Genomic DNA, 19,603 nt, shown 5'->3' with positions numbered 1-19,603 from the left:
CTGCCCTCAGGGTATCGCGGGTGTCACTGCACTATCGGAGCGGCCAATAAAGAAGATAACGCCAACCGCCCACAAAACCAACGGCAGAACTATCCAGTTCATCGCCTGCCAGCCAAGCACGGCCTCCATCCAACCGGATGATAGCGCCGATAGGGTCACCATACTGAATACCATAAACTCATTGGCCGCTTGTGACTTCGCCTTCTCTGCCCCAGTATAGGTCGTGGTTACCAGTTGGGTGGCACTGATAAACATAAAATTCCAGCCAACTCCCAAACAGACCAACGCGGTCCAGAAGTGCCACTCACTCACCCCATTGAGATTGATCGCGATACAACCTAACAGAAACAGCGCTCCTGTATACATTATCCGGTTTAGTCCGAACCGGCTGATCAGGGAACCTGTAAAAAATGAGGGCACAAACATCCCCAGAACATGCCACTCAATCACATTGGCAGCCTGGGAAAAGCTGTATCCACACCGGGCCATCGCCAGCGGTGTTGCTGTCATTAAGAGATTCATCACCACATAGCTGACCATAGCAACGACGACAGCGACGATAAACATAGGCTGGGTAACAATCTCTCTCAATGGGCGTTGTGGTTGTAATCCCGATACCGCCTTCTCATGAGGAATATCGGTCAGAAACAGCATGCAGAGCGCTATCGTATAGAGCAGTAGCAGCCCCAGAAACGCACCGGCAAATTCTGAATCAGGCAGCAGGTCCTGACTATAGATGGCAAGCTGTGGCCCAATGACCGCTGCGATCACCCCACCCGCCATCACGAAAGAGATCGCCCTGCTTTTTTGCCCCTCAGGGCAGACCTCAACGGCGGCAAACCGGTAGAGTGTTCCGAAGCCGATCCCAATTCCTAAAAGAAAGGTCCCAAATGAGAAGAGAGCAAACTGCTGAGACAGTAGTGCTGTTATACAGACAATCGCACCTGTAATCCCCACAGAGTTCCCCAGATAGAACCCGTTCTTACGACCCACTTTGCGCATGATGAGTGAGGCCGGTATCGTCGCGGCCATCAAACCGACAAATTGGGTGGCCACAGGAAAGGTTGTCATCGATGCAGATGGTGAAAGGGTCTGCCCAATCAACGCAACCACTGACACCAGTAAAATATTCCCTGTGGTTAACAGCGCCTGACACCCTGAGAGCAGAAATACATTCCTGTTCATCTTCCATTCTCCCTGAAGCTTTTTCCAAAACGGGCTCTATACTCACTCGGGTTCACGCCCAAGCGGCGTAGAAAAACTCGCCGCAGATTATTCGCAGCACCGAAACCACTTCGATCTGCGACCTGTTCGATATCCAGATCCCCCTCTGCTAATAACTGCTGCGCCAATTCCAAACGCCTATTCTCAATATAAACCGCGGGGGAACAGGAGAAATGCTCTTTAAATAAGCGAAACAGGTGTCGTTCACTGACACAACAGTAATCCGCCAGTGACGAGAGAGAAAAAGGATCTGCAAGCCGCTGTTCAATATAAGCGATCGCTCTACCCACCACCCCGGTCGCTTTATGCTGGGCCTGTAGCTGTGAGCTATATTGCGCCTGACCACCCGGACGTTTGATAAAGACCACCAGCTCACGCGCCACCTCCATAGCGATAGCGTGACCATAATCCTCCTCAACCAAAGCCAGTGCCAGATCAATTCCCGAGGTTACCCCAGCCGATGTATAGAGCTCATCCTGCTTAATCCAGATAGCATCCTGATCGACAGAAAGCTCAGGATAAGTGGAGGCCAGAAGCTCACAACAGCGCCAGTGCGTAGCGACCTTTTTACCACGCAGTAATTCGGCCTCAGCCAGTAGGAAAGCACCACTGCAGACTGAACCAAGGCGTCTGACTTTCTGAGCCTGTATCTTAATCCAATCGATTAACGCCGGCTCTTCACATTGGGCTGAAACCCCTCGCCCCCCTGCCAGCAATAAGGTATCGATACCTTCGGCCTGAGTAAAAGGCAGATCGGGCAGCAGCCGGATCCCTGAATTGGTACGCACAGGTTCCGCTGAAGGGCCGAGCAGTTGAATCGTATAGTGTGTGTTACCTAAAGCCCGATTCGCAGATGAGAAGACCTGCAAAGGCCCGGTTACATCCAAAACCTGACAATCTGGATAAGCATACAGAGCTACCGTCTTCATTGAACCTCTCCGATTGAAACTTAATCCCAGTATCACGCGAAAAGGCGATGTCCTCAATGACAATTACCCGTCAAATTCGGACATAAAAACAGCATAAGGATCAGAGTGAGAGGATATCGATCTTCTGAGGATTAAAACTCTGAACAGCGTCAGCAGGATCAGCCACAGTTTTTGGACGTGTAGCGGATTCGCTGCCTGGTACAATGCCATGCGGAAATCCCTGCTGCAGCCCTTTGAAATCGAATAGTTCAGTATCAGCCAGATGCGAGGGAACAACATGTTGCAGCGAGCGAAACATTGTTTCGATACGTCCAGGGAAGCGACGATCCCAGTCATTCAACATCTCTTTGATCACCTGCCGTTGCAGGTTTTCCTGAGAACCACACAGGTTACACGGAATGATCGGAAAACCTCTGAGCTCGGCAAAGGCTGCAATATCTTTCTCACGAGAATACGCCAGCGGTCTGATCACCATATTCTTACCGTCATCAGATACCAATTTCGGTGGCATCGATTTCAGTTTTCCACCGTAGAACATATTCAGGAAAAGCGTTTCCAGTATATCGTCACGGTGATGGCCCAGTGCAATTTTATTGGCTCCAATCTCCTCAGCAAAGCCGTACAGAGAACCCCGGCGTAGACGGGAACAGAGTGCGCAGGTTGTTTTACCTTCTGGCACCACCTCTTTCACGACAGAGTATGTATCGCGCTCCAGAATATGGAACGGTACACCGATCGATTCCAGATAAGCAGGTAAAACCTCTTCAGGGAAGCCTGGCTGTTTCTGATCAAGATTGACAGCAACCAGTTCGAAGTTAACCGGAGCACTGCGCTGAAGGTTCATCAGAATATCCAGCATCGCATAGGAATCCTTACCCCCGGAGAGGCAGACCATTATCTTATCGCCCTCCTCGATCATATTAAAATCCTGAATAGCCCGACCCATCTCACGCCGCAGGCGCTTCTGTAATTTATTCATACGGGTTTTCAGCTTTTTCTGCTCAGCAGCTTCAGCATCATTGACAGGATTAATGGATTCAGAGGTATGGCTAGTGGTCATGTTCATATGCTCAATTTGGGAGCGCGGATTATACAACATCCGACAAGGTGATACACTTTCAGATGTTTATTCAATGACCTGCCATCAGAGGTTACTATGCTACAGCCGATTCGCTCACTTATCCGTACTCTGCTGATCGTCAGCACGTTGTTGTTCAGCCTGAACATCTCTGCCTCACCTGTACTTAAACTGGAGATGCCGGGTAGCTTTGAGGAAAATTATGACAAGGTTAGCCATGCTTTGGATGAGAACCGTTTTTATGTCATTTTTGAACCGAATATAGGTCGCTCATTGTCCAACTTTAAAGAGCGCTGGGGTGAGGATTACAATCGTAATGGCTTCGATGAGGTTCGTAGCCTGGTATTTTGCAACCCCTGGTACGTTAATCAGGTACTGAATAAAGATCCGGAGATGGCAGCTCTCTGCCCACTATCAGTCACCCTACTGCAGAAAGGTGAGACCACTGAGTTACTCTTTCTCCGCCCAGGGCAGTTAAAGCCCGATAGCCCTGCCCAGGCGATCCTGCTGGAACTGGAACAGGATATCACTCAGGCACTGAAGCAAGCGTTATCGGCTGAATGATTACTCAAAATCGGGTCTCCAATTAATCTCAACCGCGGTCTTTTCACCGACAACAACCTGATCAAGACTGGTGGGGATTAAGGAGTGATACCGATCCTGCGGCACTCTCCCTCCCATAACCTCCGCGCGGTACTGCGGCAGAAGAGGAACCTGATAGGGGTCTGCGTAGCCATCCGGCCAGTGGGGCTGGTTGTTTGAAAAATCATATTTATCACTGGCGCCCAACGTATGCAGAACCTCATGCACAGTCACAAAATTATTCTGTGCCTGATAATCCACACTGGCGAAACCATTGACCACACCAATCATCCCCTTCTGTAACCCTAATGAGTGCTCCAGAACCTGATTATTCTGCGGCGAGTACAAGCGTAGATAGACACGAATATCGGGCGTTACGCCCTCCCAGTTATCATACTTCCATGACCAGTAACGCAGATGAAGACTCCAGATAACACTGTCCAGAATACTCGGATTTTCAGGGGGACGAGGAGGGCGTCCCATGAGAGGTTTAGAGAGATACACCTCGATCGGCTTGTCCAGCTCAATGCCATACCGGCTTGCTTCACGATCAATAAAGCGCTCAATATCATCGAAATGATCCTCAGCCAGACCATCGATGTAGAGCTGCGTATCAGAGCGTTGATCGGCGTTGATCGGATAGATCACAACCCAGAGCGGTTCCTGCCAATCAGTGGTTCGCACACGTGAAAGCCATGTGTTCAGTGACACAATCACCAAGAGCAGTGTCAGCAAAACCAATCTTAGCTTGCTCCAGAAGCTTCGCGTTGCCATAGGGCCTCAGATCAATCCGATGATAAGAAGATATCGTATCGCTTTACCGAGTGTAATCATTAGCAGGCTTAAAAGAAAATGGGTTTTCAACCACCCTGCCATAAAGCAGAGAGGGTCGCCGATCAGAGGTAGCCAGGATAGGAGTAACGAATAGGCGCCATACCGCTCCAACCAGGATTTCGCCTGCAATTGGCGTGAAGATGAAAAGAGTTTCAAGGGAAAATAGTGAGCGATCCCCCACCCCATCAGAAAGGTCACTATGCCGCCCAAGGCATTTCCACTTGTTACAGCCGCCCACAGCGCCCAGGGGTTGTGGCTCCCGTCTATGAGTTGCCAGGCCAACAGCACTTCAGATCCACCGGGCAGCAGCGTGGCTGAGATAAATCCGCTGAGGAACAGCGCACCCAAGCTCAGCTCTTCGCTCATGGCTGTTCCAGCCCTGCTTTGATACAACGCAGAACACCCAGCTCATACACACCAGCCAGAGCTTCATGTACCGGTTTAAGTGCCTGCCCAAACTCTTGCTGACACTCCAGCATCACCTGCTCTATATGGCTATATTCCGAGTCTGGTAACTCAATCACATCACGTACGGCCATCTCTCCTGACTGTATCGCCTGGGCGAGATGGCCATAAATAGCATTTGGTGAGAGCCGTTGCTGCCGCGAAACCTGATCAACAGTCATCCCACTGCGGTATAACAGAACAGATTCCTGGGCCTGTGATGCCACACCCTCCTGCTTTGCCTGATCCTCATGAGCTTCTATCACCTCGATAAAATCAGCACCATACAGATCCAGCTTACGCTCCCCCACGCCATTCAAACGACGAAACTGATCCGTCGTCTGGGGACGATACATCACCATCTCCATCAGCGTGGCATCATGGAAGATAACGTAAGGCGGAACATCCTGCTCATCAGACAGACGCTTGCGCAGCGCCTTCAGATCATTCCAGAGGGCGTAATCCTCAGCCTCCAGTTTACTCTGCGGCACCTGACTCTTCTGATACGGCGTATGCTGTCGTTTATCTTTACGTAGGTGGATCTTCTCCTCACCACGCAGAAGGGGGCGGCATTTATCGGTCAGGTGCAGTACACCATGCTGATCAACATTAACGCCTAACATCCCCTGAGCCACCAACTGACGAAAGACCGATCGCCACTGGTTTTTATCCAGCTCCTTCCCGATCCCCCAGGTGGATAGCTGATGGTGCGCAAAACGATCAGTTTTCTCATTCGGTTTGCCCATCAGAATATCGATCACATGGTTAACCCCAAAGCTCTGGCCCGAGCGGTACACCGCAGAAAGTGCTTTTCGGGCAGCATCGGTACCATCCCAGACTGGCACCGGCTCCAGGCAAGTATCACAGTTACCACAGGGCTGATGCTCTGCTTCGCCAAAGTAGCTTAACAACACCTGCCTGCGACAGGAGGTGATCTCACACAATCCCAGCATCGCTTCCAGCTTCTGACGCTCTACCATTTTATGCTCATCTGCAGCCTGCGAGCTTTCAAGCATCTGCCGCAGAAAAATCACATCTTGCAACCCATAGACCATCCAGGCATCTGCGGGTTGACCATCACGCCCGGCCCGACCTGTCTCCTGATAATAAGCTTCAATACTTTTCGGCAGATCCAGATGTGCAACAAAACGGACATTGGGTTTGTCGATCCCCATTCCAAATGCGATAGTCGCAACCATGATCAGGTTTTCTTCTGTCAGAAAACGATGCTGGTGATGACTGCGTAACTCCGGCCTTAACCCTGCGTGGTAGGGCAGCGCATTGAATCCCTGTTCGCTTAACCACGCTGCGGTATCTTCAACCCGTTTACGGGAAAGGCAGTAGACGATGCCAGAATCCTTGGGATGCTCGTTCTTGAGAAATTTCAGCAGTTGCTGTTTCGCTTTATCCTTCTGACCGATGCGGTAGCGAATATTTGGGCGATCAAATCCCTGAATAAATTGTGCAGGCTGCTGCAGCGCCAACCGCTCAACAATCTCCTGCTGAGTTCTCTGATCAGCAGTGGCGGTCAGTGCAATCCGCGGAACCCCCGGGAAAAGCTCAGCCAGTTGGCTTAACTGTAGATATTCAGGTCTGAAATCATGTCCCCACTGGGATACACAATGCGCTTCATCAATCGCAAAGAGAGCGATGTTGGATGATTGCAACAGGGATAAAGTACGGGGTTGGAGTAATCTCTCTGGCGCGACGTATAGCAGGTCAAGATCACCGGCACGAAGCTGATGTTCAGTTTCGGTGATCAGGCTAAAATCCATACTTGAGTTGAGACATCCGGCCCTGATACCCCATTGCGATAAAGCCGTTACCTGATCCTGCATCAGAGCGATCAACGGAGAGATCACAATAGCGGCACCCTGGCGCAACAATGCAGGCAGTTGGTAACAGAGGGATTTACCACCACCGGTTGGGATGACTACCAATGCGTCCTGGCCGGAGACCAGCGTTTCAATCACCTCAGCCTGAGGCTCACGAAACTGTTCGTAACCGAAAACATCTTGAAGGATCTGTTGCGCATGCGAAATCATGCGCCGGATTATCCAGAAAGCCTGTTAGCTTGTCACTTGAAATAGCGGATTATGGAAAAATACTGCTTCTTATGCTGAAGCGCGTTAAAATCAGCGCCATCACCTTTTATGGAATGCTTTCATGACACTTAATTCTGCTAATGCGTTGTCCGATTCAGAACTGGATCAGTTAGATGATTTTCTATACTCAGATCACGTATCTGAAGACTGCCTGGATCTGATCGGTGTCCATGGCTTGTTCTGTGCGCTTAATATTAGCCCAGTCCCTGTTTCAGAAGAGACCTGGATGGAGCTGGTTTTTGATGAAGCACCTGAATGGGCGTCAGATGAGCAGCAACAGATAATCACCTCATTGCTCAAACGTCTCTACACCAATATTGGTGGCCACCTGTATAGCGATGGTGAGATAGAGCTGCCGTGTGAACTTTCACTGGATGCTGAAGAAGATGAAGATATCTCCCCGCTAGCATGGTGGGCGCAAGCATTTATGGAGGGCGTCTTCACACAGGAAGAGGAGTGGTTTGGCAATAAAGCAGAGGAAGATGTTGCGGAAATGCTGCTCCCGATTATGGTCGCCTCAGATCTGTTTGAAGAGGATGACATTAACAAGATTCGTGAAGATGAGAATCTTTGTGCTGAGATGTGTGCCCAAATTCCGGAACTTCTGATCGATCTTTATCTCTATTTCCACGCTCCAGATAAGTAACTCTCTTGTGGATTATCTGGACAACCAGGTAATCCACTTCTCCCCTAATTTAATCTTGACCCCATAACATCCGCAGCACTCTGATATTTGCCAATCTGTTGATAAACGTATCAAATTCATCTCAAAACCCTCTCTTCAAGGCTCTATCAACTTTCAGTAGGGCAAAACTACTGATACTTGGGAGATACACAACATGAGCAACTCGCCCGAACTCGTTTTCTCTCTACTGGCCATCGCCTTCACTGTCGTCGGTATCCACTTGTGGCGTTACCGTAGAAAGCGCAAGCGGTTGATGCAGCAGTTTGCAAAATCCCAAGGGGTTAGTTTCAAGCCTGAGCTGATCCAACCGCTGGAGCAAACATTGGAGGCTTGTTTCACACTACCCTACACAGGGTTAGTTCGTAGCTTTGCACAGTTCAGCAATCTTATTAATGCCGGTGAAATTCAGCTTTTTCAGTGCGTCGAGTTGCTGGACCTGAACCCGCACGCTCACTCAGAATCTACCCATTTCAGCCGGATAGCCGCCCTTTATAAGGTTGATCAGTCAGAACAGTGTTTTTTTATCTACTATCCATCGGGCACACACGCACCGCGACTTGCTCAGCAGTGGCAGCCCAGCCAAAGTATTCTTGAGAAGATAGAGAAACCGATTAAAACCGCTGCAATCCGGCACCCTTTATCAATTACGATCAATAACGGGATGATGTTGATCTATTTTGAGCCTCTGATCACAGGCGGCGAATCAGCTGAGGATATCAAAGCGCTGTACCAAACGGCCAAACGCCTTCATCAGGTACTCACCCACTAGATCCGGCTTTTTCCCATCACCGGGGACCAGGCAGTCTGCCGGATAAGTCTGTTAACTCTGAAACGACAAGATCAGGTTCAACGCCCCAAGGATCAAAAACGGCTTCTGGGGATCGTTGAACCCAAGCGGCTTTCATTCCAACATTAACTGCACCGATAACATCAAATGGATTACTTGAGATCAACCAGGTCTCTTCCGGATCACTTTGTGTACGCTCAAGAAATAACTGGTACACAGCAGGAGCCGGCTTGAATGTCTCAAGTTCATCTACAGAGATAATATCGATAAATAGCTGCTCGATACCGGCATGCCCCAGCAAACCAGAAACCGCTTCGGGGTGGCCATTTGAAAATGCGTAAAGAGCATGCCCTTCTGCTTTCAGGGCGTTAATCGAGGAAACCACATCGGCAAAAACCGGCAGACTCCTGTAGCAAGCTAGCAGAGAGTCCTTATCCTGATCTGAGAGGTCTATCTGATAAACGCGGCAGGTATATTCAAGCGCATCCCGAGTACAAACACCAAAGTGTTGATAATCGCCCATCAAACCACGACGAAAAGAGTATTCCAGCTGCTTATCTCTCCAACTTTGAGAAAAGCTCACCGCCTTATCACCGACAAGCGACTTGAGTTTAACCACCACTCCATGGGTATCGATCAAAGTACCATAAACATCAAACGCCAGTGTTAAACTCATATGCTGTTCCCTAGCTACTACATTAATCAGGTCTTCAAACCATTATTATATGCTTATTCAAAAACAGCAACTGGGTTCTGACTATTTTATCTGGCACGGGTACAGCAGCAGACGCGACTGCACCCGTTCAGGTTTCATTAGCTAAAATGTGTCAGCCAACGCACGGCCAGATCTCTGCGTTCAGTCTCAGGTAAAGACTGAAGCCTGTGCTCAAGCTTGGAATTACAGAGATAATCAATCGCCTTAATCACCTCACCCTGAACAAGATAGATATAGGGACCGACCTCTGCATTGTGGATAAAGTTAATCGCATTACCTCGATTTGCCAGATAGAAGTACTGCCCCAGTCGTTCATATTGCTCAATATGCTCTGTAACTGGCGATACTTCATAGCTGACATTGGCCCGGGCGAGATCCAACTCATCATCAGATGAGGTCACTGAAAAGATAAAGGCCCCATTCTTTACACGATTGAAATCATGATTATTCAGTGACTGATTCCCCGTCGCACAGAAAATAACATCACTGCTCTGTAACGCCTCCTCTTTCTGAATCAGGTCAAACCCTCTCGATCGCGCTTCAATTGCTCGAATCGGATCGATCTCAACCACTTTGGTATTTATATTTTTAGCGTGTAACGCCTTGGCTATAGAGCGCCCGATCTTCCCATACCCAAAAACAACAGCATTGCCACCATGCATAATTTGATGGCACTCACGCATCAAAGCTTCTGCAGAATAGACAATTGACTGGCCTGTCAGGTAATCCTCTGGACCTTTCAATGGACTGCGGGCAATCGAGATTACAGGGACAGGTAGACTCTTCAGATCACGATAGCGCTGATGCCCATTCTCTGTAACTTCCACTACCCCTTTTAGTTTTGCAGTCAGTTGCTCAGGGAGCACAGGTAAAGCACTGGCAAAGTATCCCCCTATATCAACCAGAATCAGCTCCCCATCCGCTACATGATGATTGAGAATGGCAGAAGCCACTTCGACAGAAGCTAACTGTGCTCTTTTCTTAATAATCACAGGATAATGCTGCTCCACCTGTTCCAGCGTACTTCGACTAATGCTTTTTGGCTTGGGCAGTACCATTGCCAGATCGGCAAATCGCTCTAAGCAGTCCAGATAGACCGGCGGTGTATCTAACAGATGAGTCACAACAGCAAGACTAAGTCCCTGCTTAGATTCGGGCTGTATATCTTCAAAGAAATGATTTGCTTTAAAAAACAGAGGGTTCATAGCCATCTCCTACGGCTGGTTTGAAATGAACTCCTGTGTAAAAGATTGAAACCACTTATACAAACGTTTGTTTAATTCAAACAACCGTTTTATCCTGTAGACTGAAGAGAAAGATAGATTTGAACACAGTTAGATCTATTCTTAATTGCAGAAAATGCACTTTATCCATATGCTTAACCTTGTGCCCAACACAAAGACAATCGATTAAAATAACAGCGTTTGTTGTGGCGCGATTCTGAAAAGGATTTCCAGTGATTGTGTTAACCGCTTATCCCGCTGTAGATGTAAAATATGAGTGTCAAAAATAAGAGTGCTACGGCTCCTCCACTAACTGCTGAGTTATCCGTACTTAGTCATATAGAGGATATGGTCTCGATCATCGATCATAACTATATCTATCGGGCGGTCAGTCATGGTTATGAACTCTTTTTTGGGCGTAGCAGCGCAGAGATCATAGGGCAATCTGCTGAACTGCTGCATGGTTCCGAGGTTTTCAATAACATCCTCAAACCGACTCTTGATAAAACATTTGCCGGTGAAGAGGTTCATTTTCAGTTCTCCCGCACCGATCACCTCGGCAATCTTCGTCATCTTGATAGCAAGCATACACTCTATTCCGGTCCACTCACTGAGGGCGATGGCATTGCTGTCGTTTCAAGAGATATCACGGAAACGGTGAATGCCAAAAATGCTCTTGAGCATGAACAAGCCCTGTTAAATACCATTATTAACTCTATTCCCGACTTCATTTTTGCTAAAGATAATGACGGGAGATATCAGGTATGTAATCAGAGTTTCGCTGAATTTCTGGCACAAGATAAAGATCAGATTATAGGAAAAACCGATTACGAGTTGATGTCGTTTGCCTCCGCCGAGTTCATATCAGGAAAAGATCAGCAAGTGATCGCAACACTTGAGCCACAACGTAACGATGAGTGGGTTCACTATAAGGATGGTCGTAGACGATTACTGGATATGCTCAAACTTCCTTTACAGGTAGCGAGTCAGGAGCACCCCGGTGTTCTGGGAATTGGGCGTAATGTTACCTATGAGCGTGAAGCAGAACAGAATCTACTCCTATCATCTCTGGTATTTGATGCTACCCCTGACCCCTGTATGATTCTATCCAGTGAAGGTCTAATTATCTCCAGCAATCATGCAGCAAAGACACAGTTTGAAGAGCTGCGTCACGCTAATAACCTACCGTTTAACGATATCTTTTATTGTCCCTCTGACAAATCCATCAGTTTGGATCTTCTGCTGGGCAAGAAAGATATCTGGCATGGTCAGTTGGGCAATAATATTGATCATACCTTTCTGGCAACCATTAACCGTGTGAAAGGTCAGGCCCGACAGAGTGATAAATTTGTTCTGATTATTCGTGATGAAGATACCCATCACCGCTTTACTGAAAACCTATTGGACAAAGCCTACCAGGATCCATTAACCGGCTTGCCAAATAGGCGACTGCTTTTCTCTCGTCTGGAAAGTGCCATCACCCGGGCAGAGCGACAAATGACACAACTTGCTGTGTTATATATCGACTTGAACAAATTCAAGCCGATTAATGATATCTACGGTCATTCCATGGGTGATCGTGTGCTGATTGAGGTTGCACACCGCTTACGCAGTTGTTTCCGAACAACCGATACGGTTGCACGCCTGGGAGGCGATGAGTTTGTTGCCTTAGTCGATATTGAGAACAGCGAGCAGGCAGCGACTATAGCTGAAAAGGTTCATCAGAATCTGATCGAACCGTTCTCACTAAATGATCAGACTCAGGCTTCAGCGGAGATCTCAGCAAGCATAGGGATCAGCCTGTTTCCCAGCGATGCAGGCAGCGCGAATGAGCTGCTGGAAAAAGCGGATGAGGCGATGTACAAAGCTAAACGGGATCCAGCCTACTTCTACCAGTTCAGTAACTGACACAACAAAAAGCCCTGTTTATTCACAGGGCTTTTTTTCATAACTGAATTAATAGGTCACTCGGGCTGTACCGCCATTAGTCAGCACTCGAACCCGATCGCCGGCTGAAAAAACCGGCCCGCCCTCAAGCTCCTGTACGATTGAGATCACATTTCCGCTCTCTAAACGCACAGTTATCTCCTGCCCCTGAGTTCTGGTGAAGCGCTCTTCAGCCTGTTTGCCTGCAACACCCCCAGCTACCGCACCCAATACAGTGGCGATATCCTGACCACGCCCTCCACCAATATTACTGGCAGCAATACCGCCAACGACAGCCCCGGTTGCACCGCCAATCACACCTGATGTCCCCTCAATGACAACGGGTACGGCGGACTGCACAATACCATACTCCACATTCTGAACTCGTCTTGCATCGCTTCTCGAATAGGTCGAACCACTCAAGTTACTAACACACCCACTCAGAACCAATGAAAAAACAATCACCATTACTGTGGATAACATCTTCATCTTACTTACCTCAATTACCTAATCTTCAATACCAGTTGACTGATCCACGCCCAGACAACTTCCTTAACCCGGCGATACCATGGACGTTTAGACCATGCTTCGTAGGTGACCTCCTGACAATGATGAAGGTCACTATGGAAAACCTCAGTCATCTGTTGGACACACAACGGGTCATCTAACTCAATATTCGCTTCAAGATTCCAACGGAGGTTCCAGTGATCAAGATTACATGACCCCATACTCCCCCACTCATCTACAACTGACATTTTTGCATGCAGAAAACGGGGTTGATATTCGTAGATGCGCACACCCGATTTCAGCAACCGACGATAATATCGTTTTGAAGCATGAAATACCCAAGGCTGGTCGGTGTAGGGACCCGCTATAATCAGGCGGACATCTACGCCCCTCTTGGCTGCTCTTCTTAATGCATGACGCATCGAGAATGAGGGTAGAAAATACGCGGTCATTAACCAAACTTTGTCTGTCGCACTATTCACCCGGTTCAGAAAGCTGACCTTGATATCCTGCTGATAAAAACCCTGAACCGTCCTGACCCTGATCCGGGTGCCCTCTTGCCCTTCAAACGCACCACCCGGTGGTAATCGCAGTCCGGTACAACGCTTCCAGAGTTGATTAAACAGAGCCACCAGATCGGTAACCACCGGTCCCTCAATTCTGGCCATCAGCTCATGCCATGGACACCCCTGCTCTTCTGACAGCCAGTATACATCGCTTAACCCTGTACCTCCGATGAATGCCACCTGTTGATCTACAACTAATAGTTTACGGTGGTCGCGAGCAAAATTACGGGTAAATTTGCTCAGGTGCAGAGGGTTATAAACCACGATATTGATACCCTCTGCCTCTAAACGAGAGCGATCAGCTTTGGAAAAACGGTAGGAGCCAAACCCATCGATTACCATCTTGACCATCACCCCCCGACGGGCCGCGGCTACCATGGCATCAATAAATTTATCCAGAATTTTTCCCGAAGTAACAAAATAGAACTCCAGTAGAAGGCTATGGTTGGCACGATTCATCTCTTCCAGCATAACGGGAAAGAAACGCTCTCCGTCCACCAAAAGCTCTAGCTGATTACCATTTCGCCATTCAAACTGCTTTCGCATGATCTCTGCTCACTGCGCGTCTATTGATACTCCCCATAGAGTCGTGCGTATAACCCATTACCGTTGATTAACTCCTCATGTCCACCCTGTTCACATATCTGACCATCCTCAAACACATAGACATGATCAGCCTGCTTTACCGCACTCAGACGATGAGCAACTATGATTGTGGTCCGGCCTTGTAGAAAGCGTTGCAGCGCCTGATGCAGGTCGTACTCGGTTTCTGCATCCAAAGCAGAAGTAGCTTCGTCCAGAATCACAACCTTAGGATCACTGAGTACCATGCGAGCGATAGCTAAGCGCTGACGCTGCCCCCCTGATAAACGGATACCCTGCCTGCCAACCCTGGTGTCAAGAGTCTGCTCCTGTTCCTCGACAAAGGATTTAAGTTGTGAAACTTCAAGTGCAGTCCATAATTCGCTATCTGTAAACTCTCTACCCATCATTAAATTGCTACGGATCGTGCCATTAAACAACGCGGGTTGTTGCAATACGGTTGCAACATGATCACGGACACAGGCTAATCCCACTTTTTTTACCGAGACTCCATCAAAATAGATCTCGCCAGATGCAGCGGGGTACAGTCCCAGTAAAACCTGTACCAAAGTCGACTTACCTCCGCCACTTGCTCCCACCAAAGCGATCTTCTGACCCGCGTTTATTGTCAGTGAAACCCCTTTTAGGACCTCCTGACCACTGCCATAACTAAAATGAATATCCTCCAGGCGTATCGCAACTGTCTGTTTACCGTTGAATGGATCGATCTCCGCTGGATACTGGGGTTCCTCTCCCAGACTGATCAGACTATTGATCCGCTGCAGCGCAGCTTTCGCCCCATAGAAACTGTACTGAATCCCAAGTACCTCCTGTACAGGTCCCATCATGAACCAGAGATACCCAAACACAGCCATCATCTCGCCAATAGAGAGATCCGAAAACACGACCATCAACATCGACAAAGCACGGAAAAGATCCACACCGACCATAAACAGTACGAAACTAAATCGGTTAGCTGCATCACTTTTCCATTCAAATGCACTGGACCGGTCACGTACCTCCCGGGCATCCGCTTTCAGCCTTGATAGATAATGCTGCTCCCTGTTACAGGCACGAATCTGCTGGATGCTCTCCAGGGTTTCAGTCAGAGCAGACTGGAACAGTTCAAACGCCTTATTCTCCTTACCCTTAAGGTGCTTAACCTGTTTCGCAACCTTAGTGGTGAAATAGATGACCACAGGGTTAAGAAACAGAATAAACAGTGCCAATTGCCAGTGCATCCAGAGTAGGATCAGCGCTGTCCCCAGAATCGAGAGCAGCGCAATCAGCATACGGCTTAAGGAACTACCCAGAAAACGGTCGATCGTATCCAGATCTGTCACAAAGTGAGAGGCAACCGTACCACTACCAAGGGTTTCATACTCCGCCATTGAGATACGTTTTAATCTTGAGAGCATTCCGCTTCTAATGCGGTAGGTCACATCTTTGGAAATAATTGTAAACTGCCGTGCTTGCCAGACATTCAACATCAGTGCTGCCAATCTCAAACACACCGTAAATATCAGGATGACACTGATATACAGCACAGGTCCGTGCCACTCCGGTGGGAAAAAAGGATCAACAGTTTCGACGACAAAACCGGGTTGGTTCAACAGCACCTCATCAACCAGCAGAGGCATAAACAGAGGGAGCGGAACTGATGCGACTGCTGCGATTAAGGCTATGATATTTGCTTTTATCAGCTCTCTGCGATGCTCAAAAGCCACATCTGCGATATAGCGCCAACTATAATGTTTTTTCACCTGAAATCCTTTTTACCTGCCTATTCATAGGATATACGTTAGCGCTGAATAATTCAGATGAAAAAAAAGGCCCGCATTATGCGGGCCTTTGTCAATTAGTCGTTTTACGCTTGCAGCATCGCGTATAACTCATCTTTCAGCTTAAGGCGTTTGAACTTAGTCTCTTCTTCAGTTCGTGTACACACCGCCTCAATCTCAGACTCCATACGTTCAACATCTTTTGTAACTTGATGGTACTCATCAAACAGACGTGAAAAATGAGCATTTTCCATTTTCAGCTCACGAATACGCTCACGGTGTTCTGGAAATTCGTGGACCAAATCATGATGTTCAATTGTCATTTTTATATTCCCCTTGCATAGACTTTTTTTCTCTGTACTCAGTTTCCTCCTCTCGCGAAAGTAAAGCATTGACGGGTATCAATACAGGTTCCAAACTATAGGAAAGAGTCTTGGCGGAGGGTGAAATTATGTACGCAGCAATTATGAATACCGCGCTAGGATCTTTACTGATCAAAGCTAATGACCGAGCTGTCACCTCGATCCATTTCCTCAGAGACAATGAGACAATCCCTGAGCTGCTGGACAACGAATTAACCGATCAGTGCATCATTGAGCTGGGAGAATACTTTTCGGGAATCCGGGTGAAATTCAGCGTTCCTCTGGCCCCCAATGGAACCCAGTTTCAGCAATCGGTATGGCAGACATTGAAAGAGATCCCCTACGGCAAGACCTGCAGCTATGGAGAGATCGCTAAAAAGCTGGGAAATCCTAAAGCCGCACGGGCGATCGGCATGGCGAATAACCGTAACCCGATTCCGATCATTATTCCCTGTCACAGAGTCTTGGGAAGCAATGGTAGTCTGACAGGCTATGCCGGCGGCTTGGATAACAAAAGTTATCTTCTGAATCTGGAGAGCAAACTCCCTGATACCCTCTGATCGGATTGCCTAATCACAATCATATTCAGATTTCAGTAGTTCAGTAATGAAGCCAGTCATCAGGGCATCACCACTGCCCTGATGACAGCGCCTTAACACTGCCCCCGTAATACCATCAAGCTCAAGCGGTCGCCCCTTTTCCCGATCAACAAGCATTGAGGTTTTAATGGCATCAAATTCACTGATCAGTTTAAACATCTCATCAATATCCTGCTGCCCCAGATCCACACCCTCACTATTGGCAGCCTGCGCAGCTTCCTCCATCATCTTATAGACGACCTGCCCATGCACAGGGTGAGCGGTTAACTGACGCGTATCCAATCCCGTGAGTGCAGAAAGCGGATTTACACCATTATTAATGAGCAATTTACGCCACAGTTCTCTACGAATATCCGTGCTCAGGATCGCTTCAATAGCTGCGTCTTTTAGCGTCGACCTCAATGCTTCAACCGAGCCACCGCACAACTCCTGTTCCTGCTGATTCGGCCACTGACCAAATACAACCTGCGCAACACCTCTTGCCTGCACATGACCCGGCTCAAGAATATGCCCACCAATACGAACCGCCAAACCTCCAAGGGTACGCTCAGCCCCAACAGTTTGTGCGATGAGAGCTTCATTCTCGACACCGTTTTGCAGCGACAAAATTTGGCAGCTTCCCTCTTCCAGCCACGCTTTGGAAGCGTTCATCAACTCACTGGTCGCCCCAGCCTTGATTGCCAGAATGATAAGATCAAACTCACTACAGTGATGCTCCTGCAACCACTGCTCCTGTGAAAGCGCATCAACCGGTTGATCAAACTCAAGGGTTTCATGCTCAACCTTAAGCCCTTTCTGCTGCATCGCCTTCAGATGGGCACCACGTGCAATAAACAAAACATCGTGGCCAGCCTGTTGCAAGCGGGCGCCGTAATAACAGCCAATTCCGCCTGCCCCCCAGATAGCTACCTTCATTTATTCCTCCCTAAAACGAAAAACCCGGGCATTACGCCCGGGAAAATTCACCAAGTATGTCTTGCAGGAACCTGTTAACGACCAGAAGCACGCAGGTTCTGTACAGTCATCTTACTTGGCGGCGTCAATTCAGGGTCAACAATGCCTTTGAATTGGCCTGTTGTACAGTGGTTTGCCTGAATATCAACCATCGAGAAAGAGTCATCCACAGAAACACCTGTGCCTTTGTTTACTGGCAGATGATGGTCCGGATGTGTCTGACCGATCAACCAGCTTTTCCACATATCTCCCTTACGGTCATATGTGATGTTACGCGGGATAGTAAAGGTCTGAGCATCGATATAGTGCTCACGTTTACTGATCGGGTGGTTCGCGTCAACGGGTTTAGACTCAACGACATACACCTTACGGAGCTGCCAGGTAATATCTGGGAAACAGCCGCCTGTGCCGCCAAATTTAACCACCTGATAGCCTTCATCATCTTTATGAGTTTCAGTGTCCAGATCCATGTCGTTGTGGTTATACATCGGCAACAGCATGTTCTTTGTGCCTTTATAGTTCCACTGCATATCACTGATACGACCGTTGTAACCCTCAAAGTCTTCGATCATTACATCAGAACCCAGGAAGGCGTCCGTTACCTGGCCTGTAGATAGGCGACGTACTCGACGCTGGAAGCCCAGATACAGATAAGCATTATCACGTTTCAAATCATCTTCGAAACGCTGGATAAGCAGCTGTGTATTTTTTACATCAAACGGTTCCAGTACCTGTACGTAGATACCACGGAACAGATTTGATGGGTTTGGCGTCAGCGCAGGGTATGGCTCCTGCTGTGTACGGTGTGTAAAGTTCAGGAAGTGGAAATTGAACTTCACTGTACGCTCTACCTTACCGCTCTTCATATCACGGTATTTCCAGTAGAAAGGATAGATCGCAGCAGAATCACCCCAGTTGTAGCCATATTTATAGTTGAACGCGAGCTTTTCACCGGCACGCGGATCATCCATTGATGGCTCCTGCGGGAATGGACGGCCTGCAACCGAACCTTCAATTGCGCCAGGCTCAGCACCCAGTTTAGTGTCACCCGCATATTTGCGCGTCGCATCGATATAGGACTGATGCAGCGCGAAATCAGTGGTATCACCCACCTTGATGCTGTAATCACCATTTTTTACAAAACGGTACATCGCAGGGTCGAGCGCATCCTTAACAGAGTCAACATTACTTTGATCGATGACCATTCCAGCACTGACACCATTAACGCTCGGCGCACCCGCTGCGTATGGGAAGAAGGACTGTTTGATAACATCATCAGAGACCTGGGCAGCGTGAGCGCTGGTCACCAGCGCTGCACTCACTGCCATTGTCATTAACGTCTTTTTCAACATCACGTATTTACCTTTTATTATTCTGTCGTCGATTAGAAGCTGTAACGCACAGTGAACTGAATCTCATCTTCCTGATTGGCTACACCGATCGGACCATTTGTGAAGCGTGCCAGTGGTTCATACTGCGGTACGCCCGCCTGACCAGGAACAGCAGCGGTGACACTCCATGGGAACTTCTCATCACCACCAATTTTCACATTCAGACCGACGTTGAACATCCAGTGGTTATCTGGCGTCCATGAGACACTTGGCGCAATCGCGGTCGCTTTGGCCGCAAAGTCATGGGCAACAATGATCTGTGGGCTCAAACGGTTGTTCTTGTACCAACCTTTGAACAGACCGGTTGCGATCCAGTTATCTTCATCGTT

The 19,603-nt window shown here is 48.3% G+C and carries 20 protein-coding genes; 5 read left to right on the top strand and 15 right to left on the bottom strand.

Features of this window, described 5'->3' with window-relative positions:
- Positions 1-6 precede the first annotated feature (6 nt).
- From Q0882_RS14775 to ttcA, 3 genes are all read right to left on the bottom strand, one after another.
- A complete protein-coding gene (locus tag Q0882_RS14775) occupies positions 7-1,185 on the bottom strand; it encodes an MFS transporter (RefSeq protein ID WP_299183205.1) in 1,179 nt (392 codons plus the stop codon).
- Positions 1,182-2,153, bottom strand: a complete 972-nt coding sequence (locus Q0882_RS14770; RefSeq protein WP_299183203.1) for a GlxA family transcriptional regulator — start codon at positions 2,151-2,153, stop codon at positions 1,182-1,184. The genes Q0882_RS14775 and Q0882_RS14770 overlap by 4 nt, the downstream gene beginning before the upstream one ends.
- 100 nt (positions 2,154-2,253) lie before the next feature.
- Positions 2,254-3,213 (bottom strand): tRNA 2-thiocytidine(32) synthetase TtcA, encoded by a 960-nt coding sequence (ttcA, locus tag Q0882_RS14765; protein ID WP_299183201.1) that lies wholly within the window; start codon positions 3,211-3,213, stop codon positions 2,254-2,256.
- Between the two features lie 96 nt (positions 3,214-3,309).
- On the opposite strand from ttcA, the gene Q0882_RS14760 reads away from it, so the two are divergent.
- On the top strand, positions 3,310-3,795 hold the full coding sequence (locus Q0882_RS14760) for a DUF302 domain-containing protein (RefSeq protein WP_299183198.1): 486 nt from the start codon (positions 3,310-3,312) through the stop codon (positions 3,793-3,795).
- Here the strand turns inward: Q0882_RS14760 and Q0882_RS14755 are convergent, their stop codons facing one another.
- Genes Q0882_RS14755 through recQ form a run of 3 tightly spaced genes read right to left on the bottom strand, consistent with a single transcriptional unit; the run spans position 3,796 to position 7,136 of the window.
- A complete protein-coding gene (locus tag Q0882_RS14755; RefSeq protein WP_299183196.1) occupies positions 3,796-4,587 on the bottom strand; it encodes a hypothetical protein in 792 nt (263 codons plus the stop codon). It abuts the gene before it with no gap.
- Positions 4,588-4,593: 6 nt separating this feature from the next.
- Positions 4,594-5,013, bottom strand: a complete 420-nt coding sequence (locus Q0882_RS14750) for a YqaA family protein (RefSeq protein WP_299183194.1) — start codon at positions 5,011-5,013, stop codon at positions 4,594-4,596.
- Entirely contained in the window at positions 5,010-7,136 is a 2,127-nt protein-coding gene (gene recQ / locus Q0882_RS14745; protein WP_299183191.1) for a DNA helicase RecQ, read from the bottom strand. The genes Q0882_RS14750 and recQ overlap by 4 nt, the downstream gene beginning before the upstream one ends.
- A gap of 121 nt (positions 7,137-7,257) precedes the next feature.
- On the opposite strand from recQ, the gene Q0882_RS14740 reads away from it, so the two are divergent.
- The gene (locus Q0882_RS14740; RefSeq protein WP_299183188.1) at positions 7,258-7,842 is read left to right on the top strand and encodes a YecA family protein; all 585 of its coding nucleotides are present in this window, start codon (positions 7,258-7,260) and stop codon (positions 7,840-7,842) included.
- Between the two features lie 193 nt (positions 7,843-8,035).
- Positions 8,036-8,650 (top strand): hypothetical protein, encoded by a 615-nt coding sequence (locus Q0882_RS14735; RefSeq protein WP_299183185.1) that lies wholly within the window; start codon positions 8,036-8,038, stop codon positions 8,648-8,650.
- Between the two features lie 16 nt (positions 8,651-8,666).
- Here Q0882_RS14735 and Q0882_RS14730 read toward each other — a convergent pair whose 3' ends face one another.
- Positions 8,667-9,344 (bottom strand): haloacid dehalogenase type II, encoded by a 678-nt coding sequence (locus Q0882_RS14730; RefSeq protein WP_299183182.1) that lies wholly within the window; start codon positions 9,342-9,344, stop codon positions 8,667-8,669.
- 137 nt (positions 9,345-9,481) lie between these two features.
- Positions 9,482-10,588, bottom strand: a complete 1,107-nt coding sequence (locus Q0882_RS14725; RefSeq protein WP_299183179.1) for an adenosylhomocysteinase — start codon at positions 10,586-10,588, stop codon at positions 9,482-9,484.
- Positions 10,589-10,879: 291 nt separating this feature from the next.
- Here Q0882_RS14725 and Q0882_RS14720 point away from each other — a divergent pair, with 291 nt between their 5' ends.
- Positions 10,880-12,514 (top strand): bifunctional diguanylate cyclase/phosphodiesterase, encoded by a 1,635-nt coding sequence (locus Q0882_RS14720; protein WP_299183176.1) that lies wholly within the window; start codon positions 10,880-10,882, stop codon positions 12,512-12,514.
- A 48-nt stretch (positions 12,515-12,562) separates the two neighbouring features.
- Here the strand turns inward: Q0882_RS14720 and Q0882_RS14715 are convergent, their stop codons facing one another.
- From Q0882_RS14715 to Q0882_RS14700, 4 genes are all read right to left on the bottom strand, one after another.
- The gene (locus tag Q0882_RS14715) at positions 12,563-13,021 is read right to left on the bottom strand and encodes a glycine zipper 2TM domain-containing protein (RefSeq protein ID WP_299183173.1); all 459 of its coding nucleotides are present in this window, start codon (positions 13,019-13,021) and stop codon (positions 12,563-12,565) included.
- Positions 13,022-13,035: 14 nt separating this feature from the next.
- On the bottom strand, positions 13,036-14,151 hold the full coding sequence (locus tag Q0882_RS14710) for a phosphatidylserine/phosphatidylglycerophosphate/cardiolipin synthase family protein (RefSeq protein WP_299183170.1): 1,116 nt from the start codon (positions 14,149-14,151) through the stop codon (positions 13,036-13,038).
- 20 nt (positions 14,152-14,171) lie between these two features.
- On the bottom strand, positions 14,172-15,950 hold the full coding sequence (locus Q0882_RS14705; protein WP_299183167.1) for an ABC transporter ATP-binding protein: 1,779 nt from the start codon (positions 15,948-15,950) through the stop codon (positions 14,172-14,174).
- Positions 15,951-16,054: 104 nt separating this feature from the next.
- The gene (locus Q0882_RS14700) at positions 16,055-16,291 is read right to left on the bottom strand and encodes a DUF465 domain-containing protein (protein ID WP_299183165.1); all 237 of its coding nucleotides are present in this window, start codon (positions 16,289-16,291) and stop codon (positions 16,055-16,057) included.
- 128 nt (positions 16,292-16,419) lie between these two features.
- Here Q0882_RS14700 and Q0882_RS14695 point away from each other — a divergent pair, with 128 nt between their 5' ends.
- Positions 16,420-16,890, top strand: a complete 471-nt coding sequence (locus Q0882_RS14695; protein ID WP_299183163.1) for a methylated-DNA--[protein]-cysteine S-methyltransferase — start codon at positions 16,420-16,422, stop codon at positions 16,888-16,890.
- A 9-nt stretch (positions 16,891-16,899) separates the two neighbouring features.
- On the opposite strand, the gene Q0882_RS14690 is transcribed toward Q0882_RS14695, so the two are convergent.
- From Q0882_RS14690 to Q0882_RS14680, 3 genes are all read right to left on the bottom strand, one after another.
- A complete protein-coding gene (locus Q0882_RS14690) occupies positions 16,900-17,844 on the bottom strand; it encodes a 2-dehydropantoate 2-reductase (protein ID WP_299183162.1) in 945 nt (314 codons plus the stop codon).
- A 74-nt stretch (positions 17,845-17,918) separates the two neighbouring features.
- Entirely contained in the window at positions 17,919-19,235 is a 1,317-nt protein-coding gene (locus tag Q0882_RS14685; protein WP_299183160.1) for a DUF1329 domain-containing protein, read from the bottom strand.
- A 32-nt stretch (positions 19,236-19,267) separates the two neighbouring features.
- On the bottom strand, positions 19,268-19,603 hold a 336-nt coding region (locus tag Q0882_RS14680), incomplete at its 5' end, for a DUF1302 family protein (protein ID WP_366915937.1).

Origin of the sequence: uncultured Neptuniibacter sp., assembly GCF_947498015.1 — a bacterium.
GTDB lineage: Bacteria > Pseudomonadota > Gammaproteobacteria > Pseudomonadales > Balneatricaceae > Neptuniibacter.
The sequence above is the reverse complement of the archived record's forward strand: the minus strand, read 5'-3'. Positions and strand labels throughout refer to the sequence as shown.

Excerpts from the sequence above, each read along its gene's own strand:
- Q0882_RS14775 (WP_299183205.1), bottom strand. The coding sequence starts at position 1,185 with ATGAACAGGAATGTATTTCTGCTCTCAGGGTGTCAGGCGCTGTTAACC.
- Q0882_RS14770 (WP_299183203.1), bottom strand. The coding sequence starts at position 2,153 with ATGAAGACGGTAGCTCTGTATGCTTATCCAGATTGTCAGGTTTTGGAT.
- ttcA (WP_299183201.1), bottom strand. The coding sequence starts at position 3,213 with ATGACCACTAGCCATACCTCTGAATCCATTAATCCTGTCAATGATGCT.
- Q0882_RS14760 (WP_299183198.1), top strand. The coding sequence starts at position 3,310 with ATGCTACAGCCGATTCGCTCACTTATCCGTACTCTGCTGATCGTCAGC.
- Q0882_RS14755 (WP_299183196.1), bottom strand. The coding sequence starts at position 4,587 with ATGGCAACGCGAAGCTTCTGGAGCAAGCTAAGATTGGTTTTGCTGACA.
- Q0882_RS14750 (WP_299183194.1), bottom strand. The coding sequence starts at position 5,013 with ATGAGCGAAGAGCTGAGCTTGGGTGCGCTGTTCCTCAGCGGATTTATC.
- recQ (WP_299183191.1), bottom strand. The coding sequence starts at position 7,136 with ATGATTTCGCATGCGCAACAGATCCTTCAAGATGTTTTCGGTTACGAA.
- Q0882_RS14740 (WP_299183188.1), top strand. The coding sequence starts at position 7,258 with ATGACACTTAATTCTGCTAATGCGTTGTCCGATTCAGAACTGGATCAG.
- Q0882_RS14735 (WP_299183185.1), top strand. The coding sequence starts at position 8,036 with ATGAGCAACTCGCCCGAACTCGTTTTCTCTCTACTGGCCATCGCCTTC.
- Q0882_RS14730 (WP_299183182.1), bottom strand. The coding sequence starts at position 9,344 with ATGAGTTTAACACTGGCGTTTGATGTTTATGGTACTTTGATCGATACC.
- Q0882_RS14725 (WP_299183179.1), bottom strand. The coding sequence starts at position 10,588 with ATGAACCCTCTGTTTTTTAAAGCAAATCATTTCTTTGAAGATATACAG.
- Q0882_RS14720 (WP_299183176.1), top strand. The coding sequence starts at position 10,880 with ATGAGTGTCAAAAATAAGAGTGCTACGGCTCCTCCACTAACTGCTGAG.
- Q0882_RS14715 (WP_299183173.1), bottom strand. The coding sequence starts at position 13,021 with ATGAAGATGTTATCCACAGTAATGGTGATTGTTTTTTCATTGGTTCTG.
- Q0882_RS14710 (WP_299183170.1), bottom strand. The coding sequence starts at position 14,151 with ATGCGAAAGCAGTTTGAATGGCGAAATGGTAATCAGCTAGAGCTTTTG.
- Q0882_RS14700 (WP_299183165.1), bottom strand. The coding sequence starts at position 16,291 with ATGACAATTGAACATCATGATTTGGTCCACGAATTTCCAGAACACCGT.
- Q0882_RS14695 (WP_299183163.1), top strand. The coding sequence starts at position 16,420 with ATGTACGCAGCAATTATGAATACCGCGCTAGGATCTTTACTGATCAAA.
- Q0882_RS14690 (WP_299183162.1), bottom strand. The coding sequence starts at position 17,844 with ATGAAGGTAGCTATCTGGGGGGCAGGCGGAATTGGCTGTTATTACGGC.
- Q0882_RS14685 (WP_299183160.1), bottom strand. The coding sequence starts at position 19,235 with ATGTTGAAAAAGACGTTAATGACAATGGCAGTGAGTGCAGCGCTGGTG.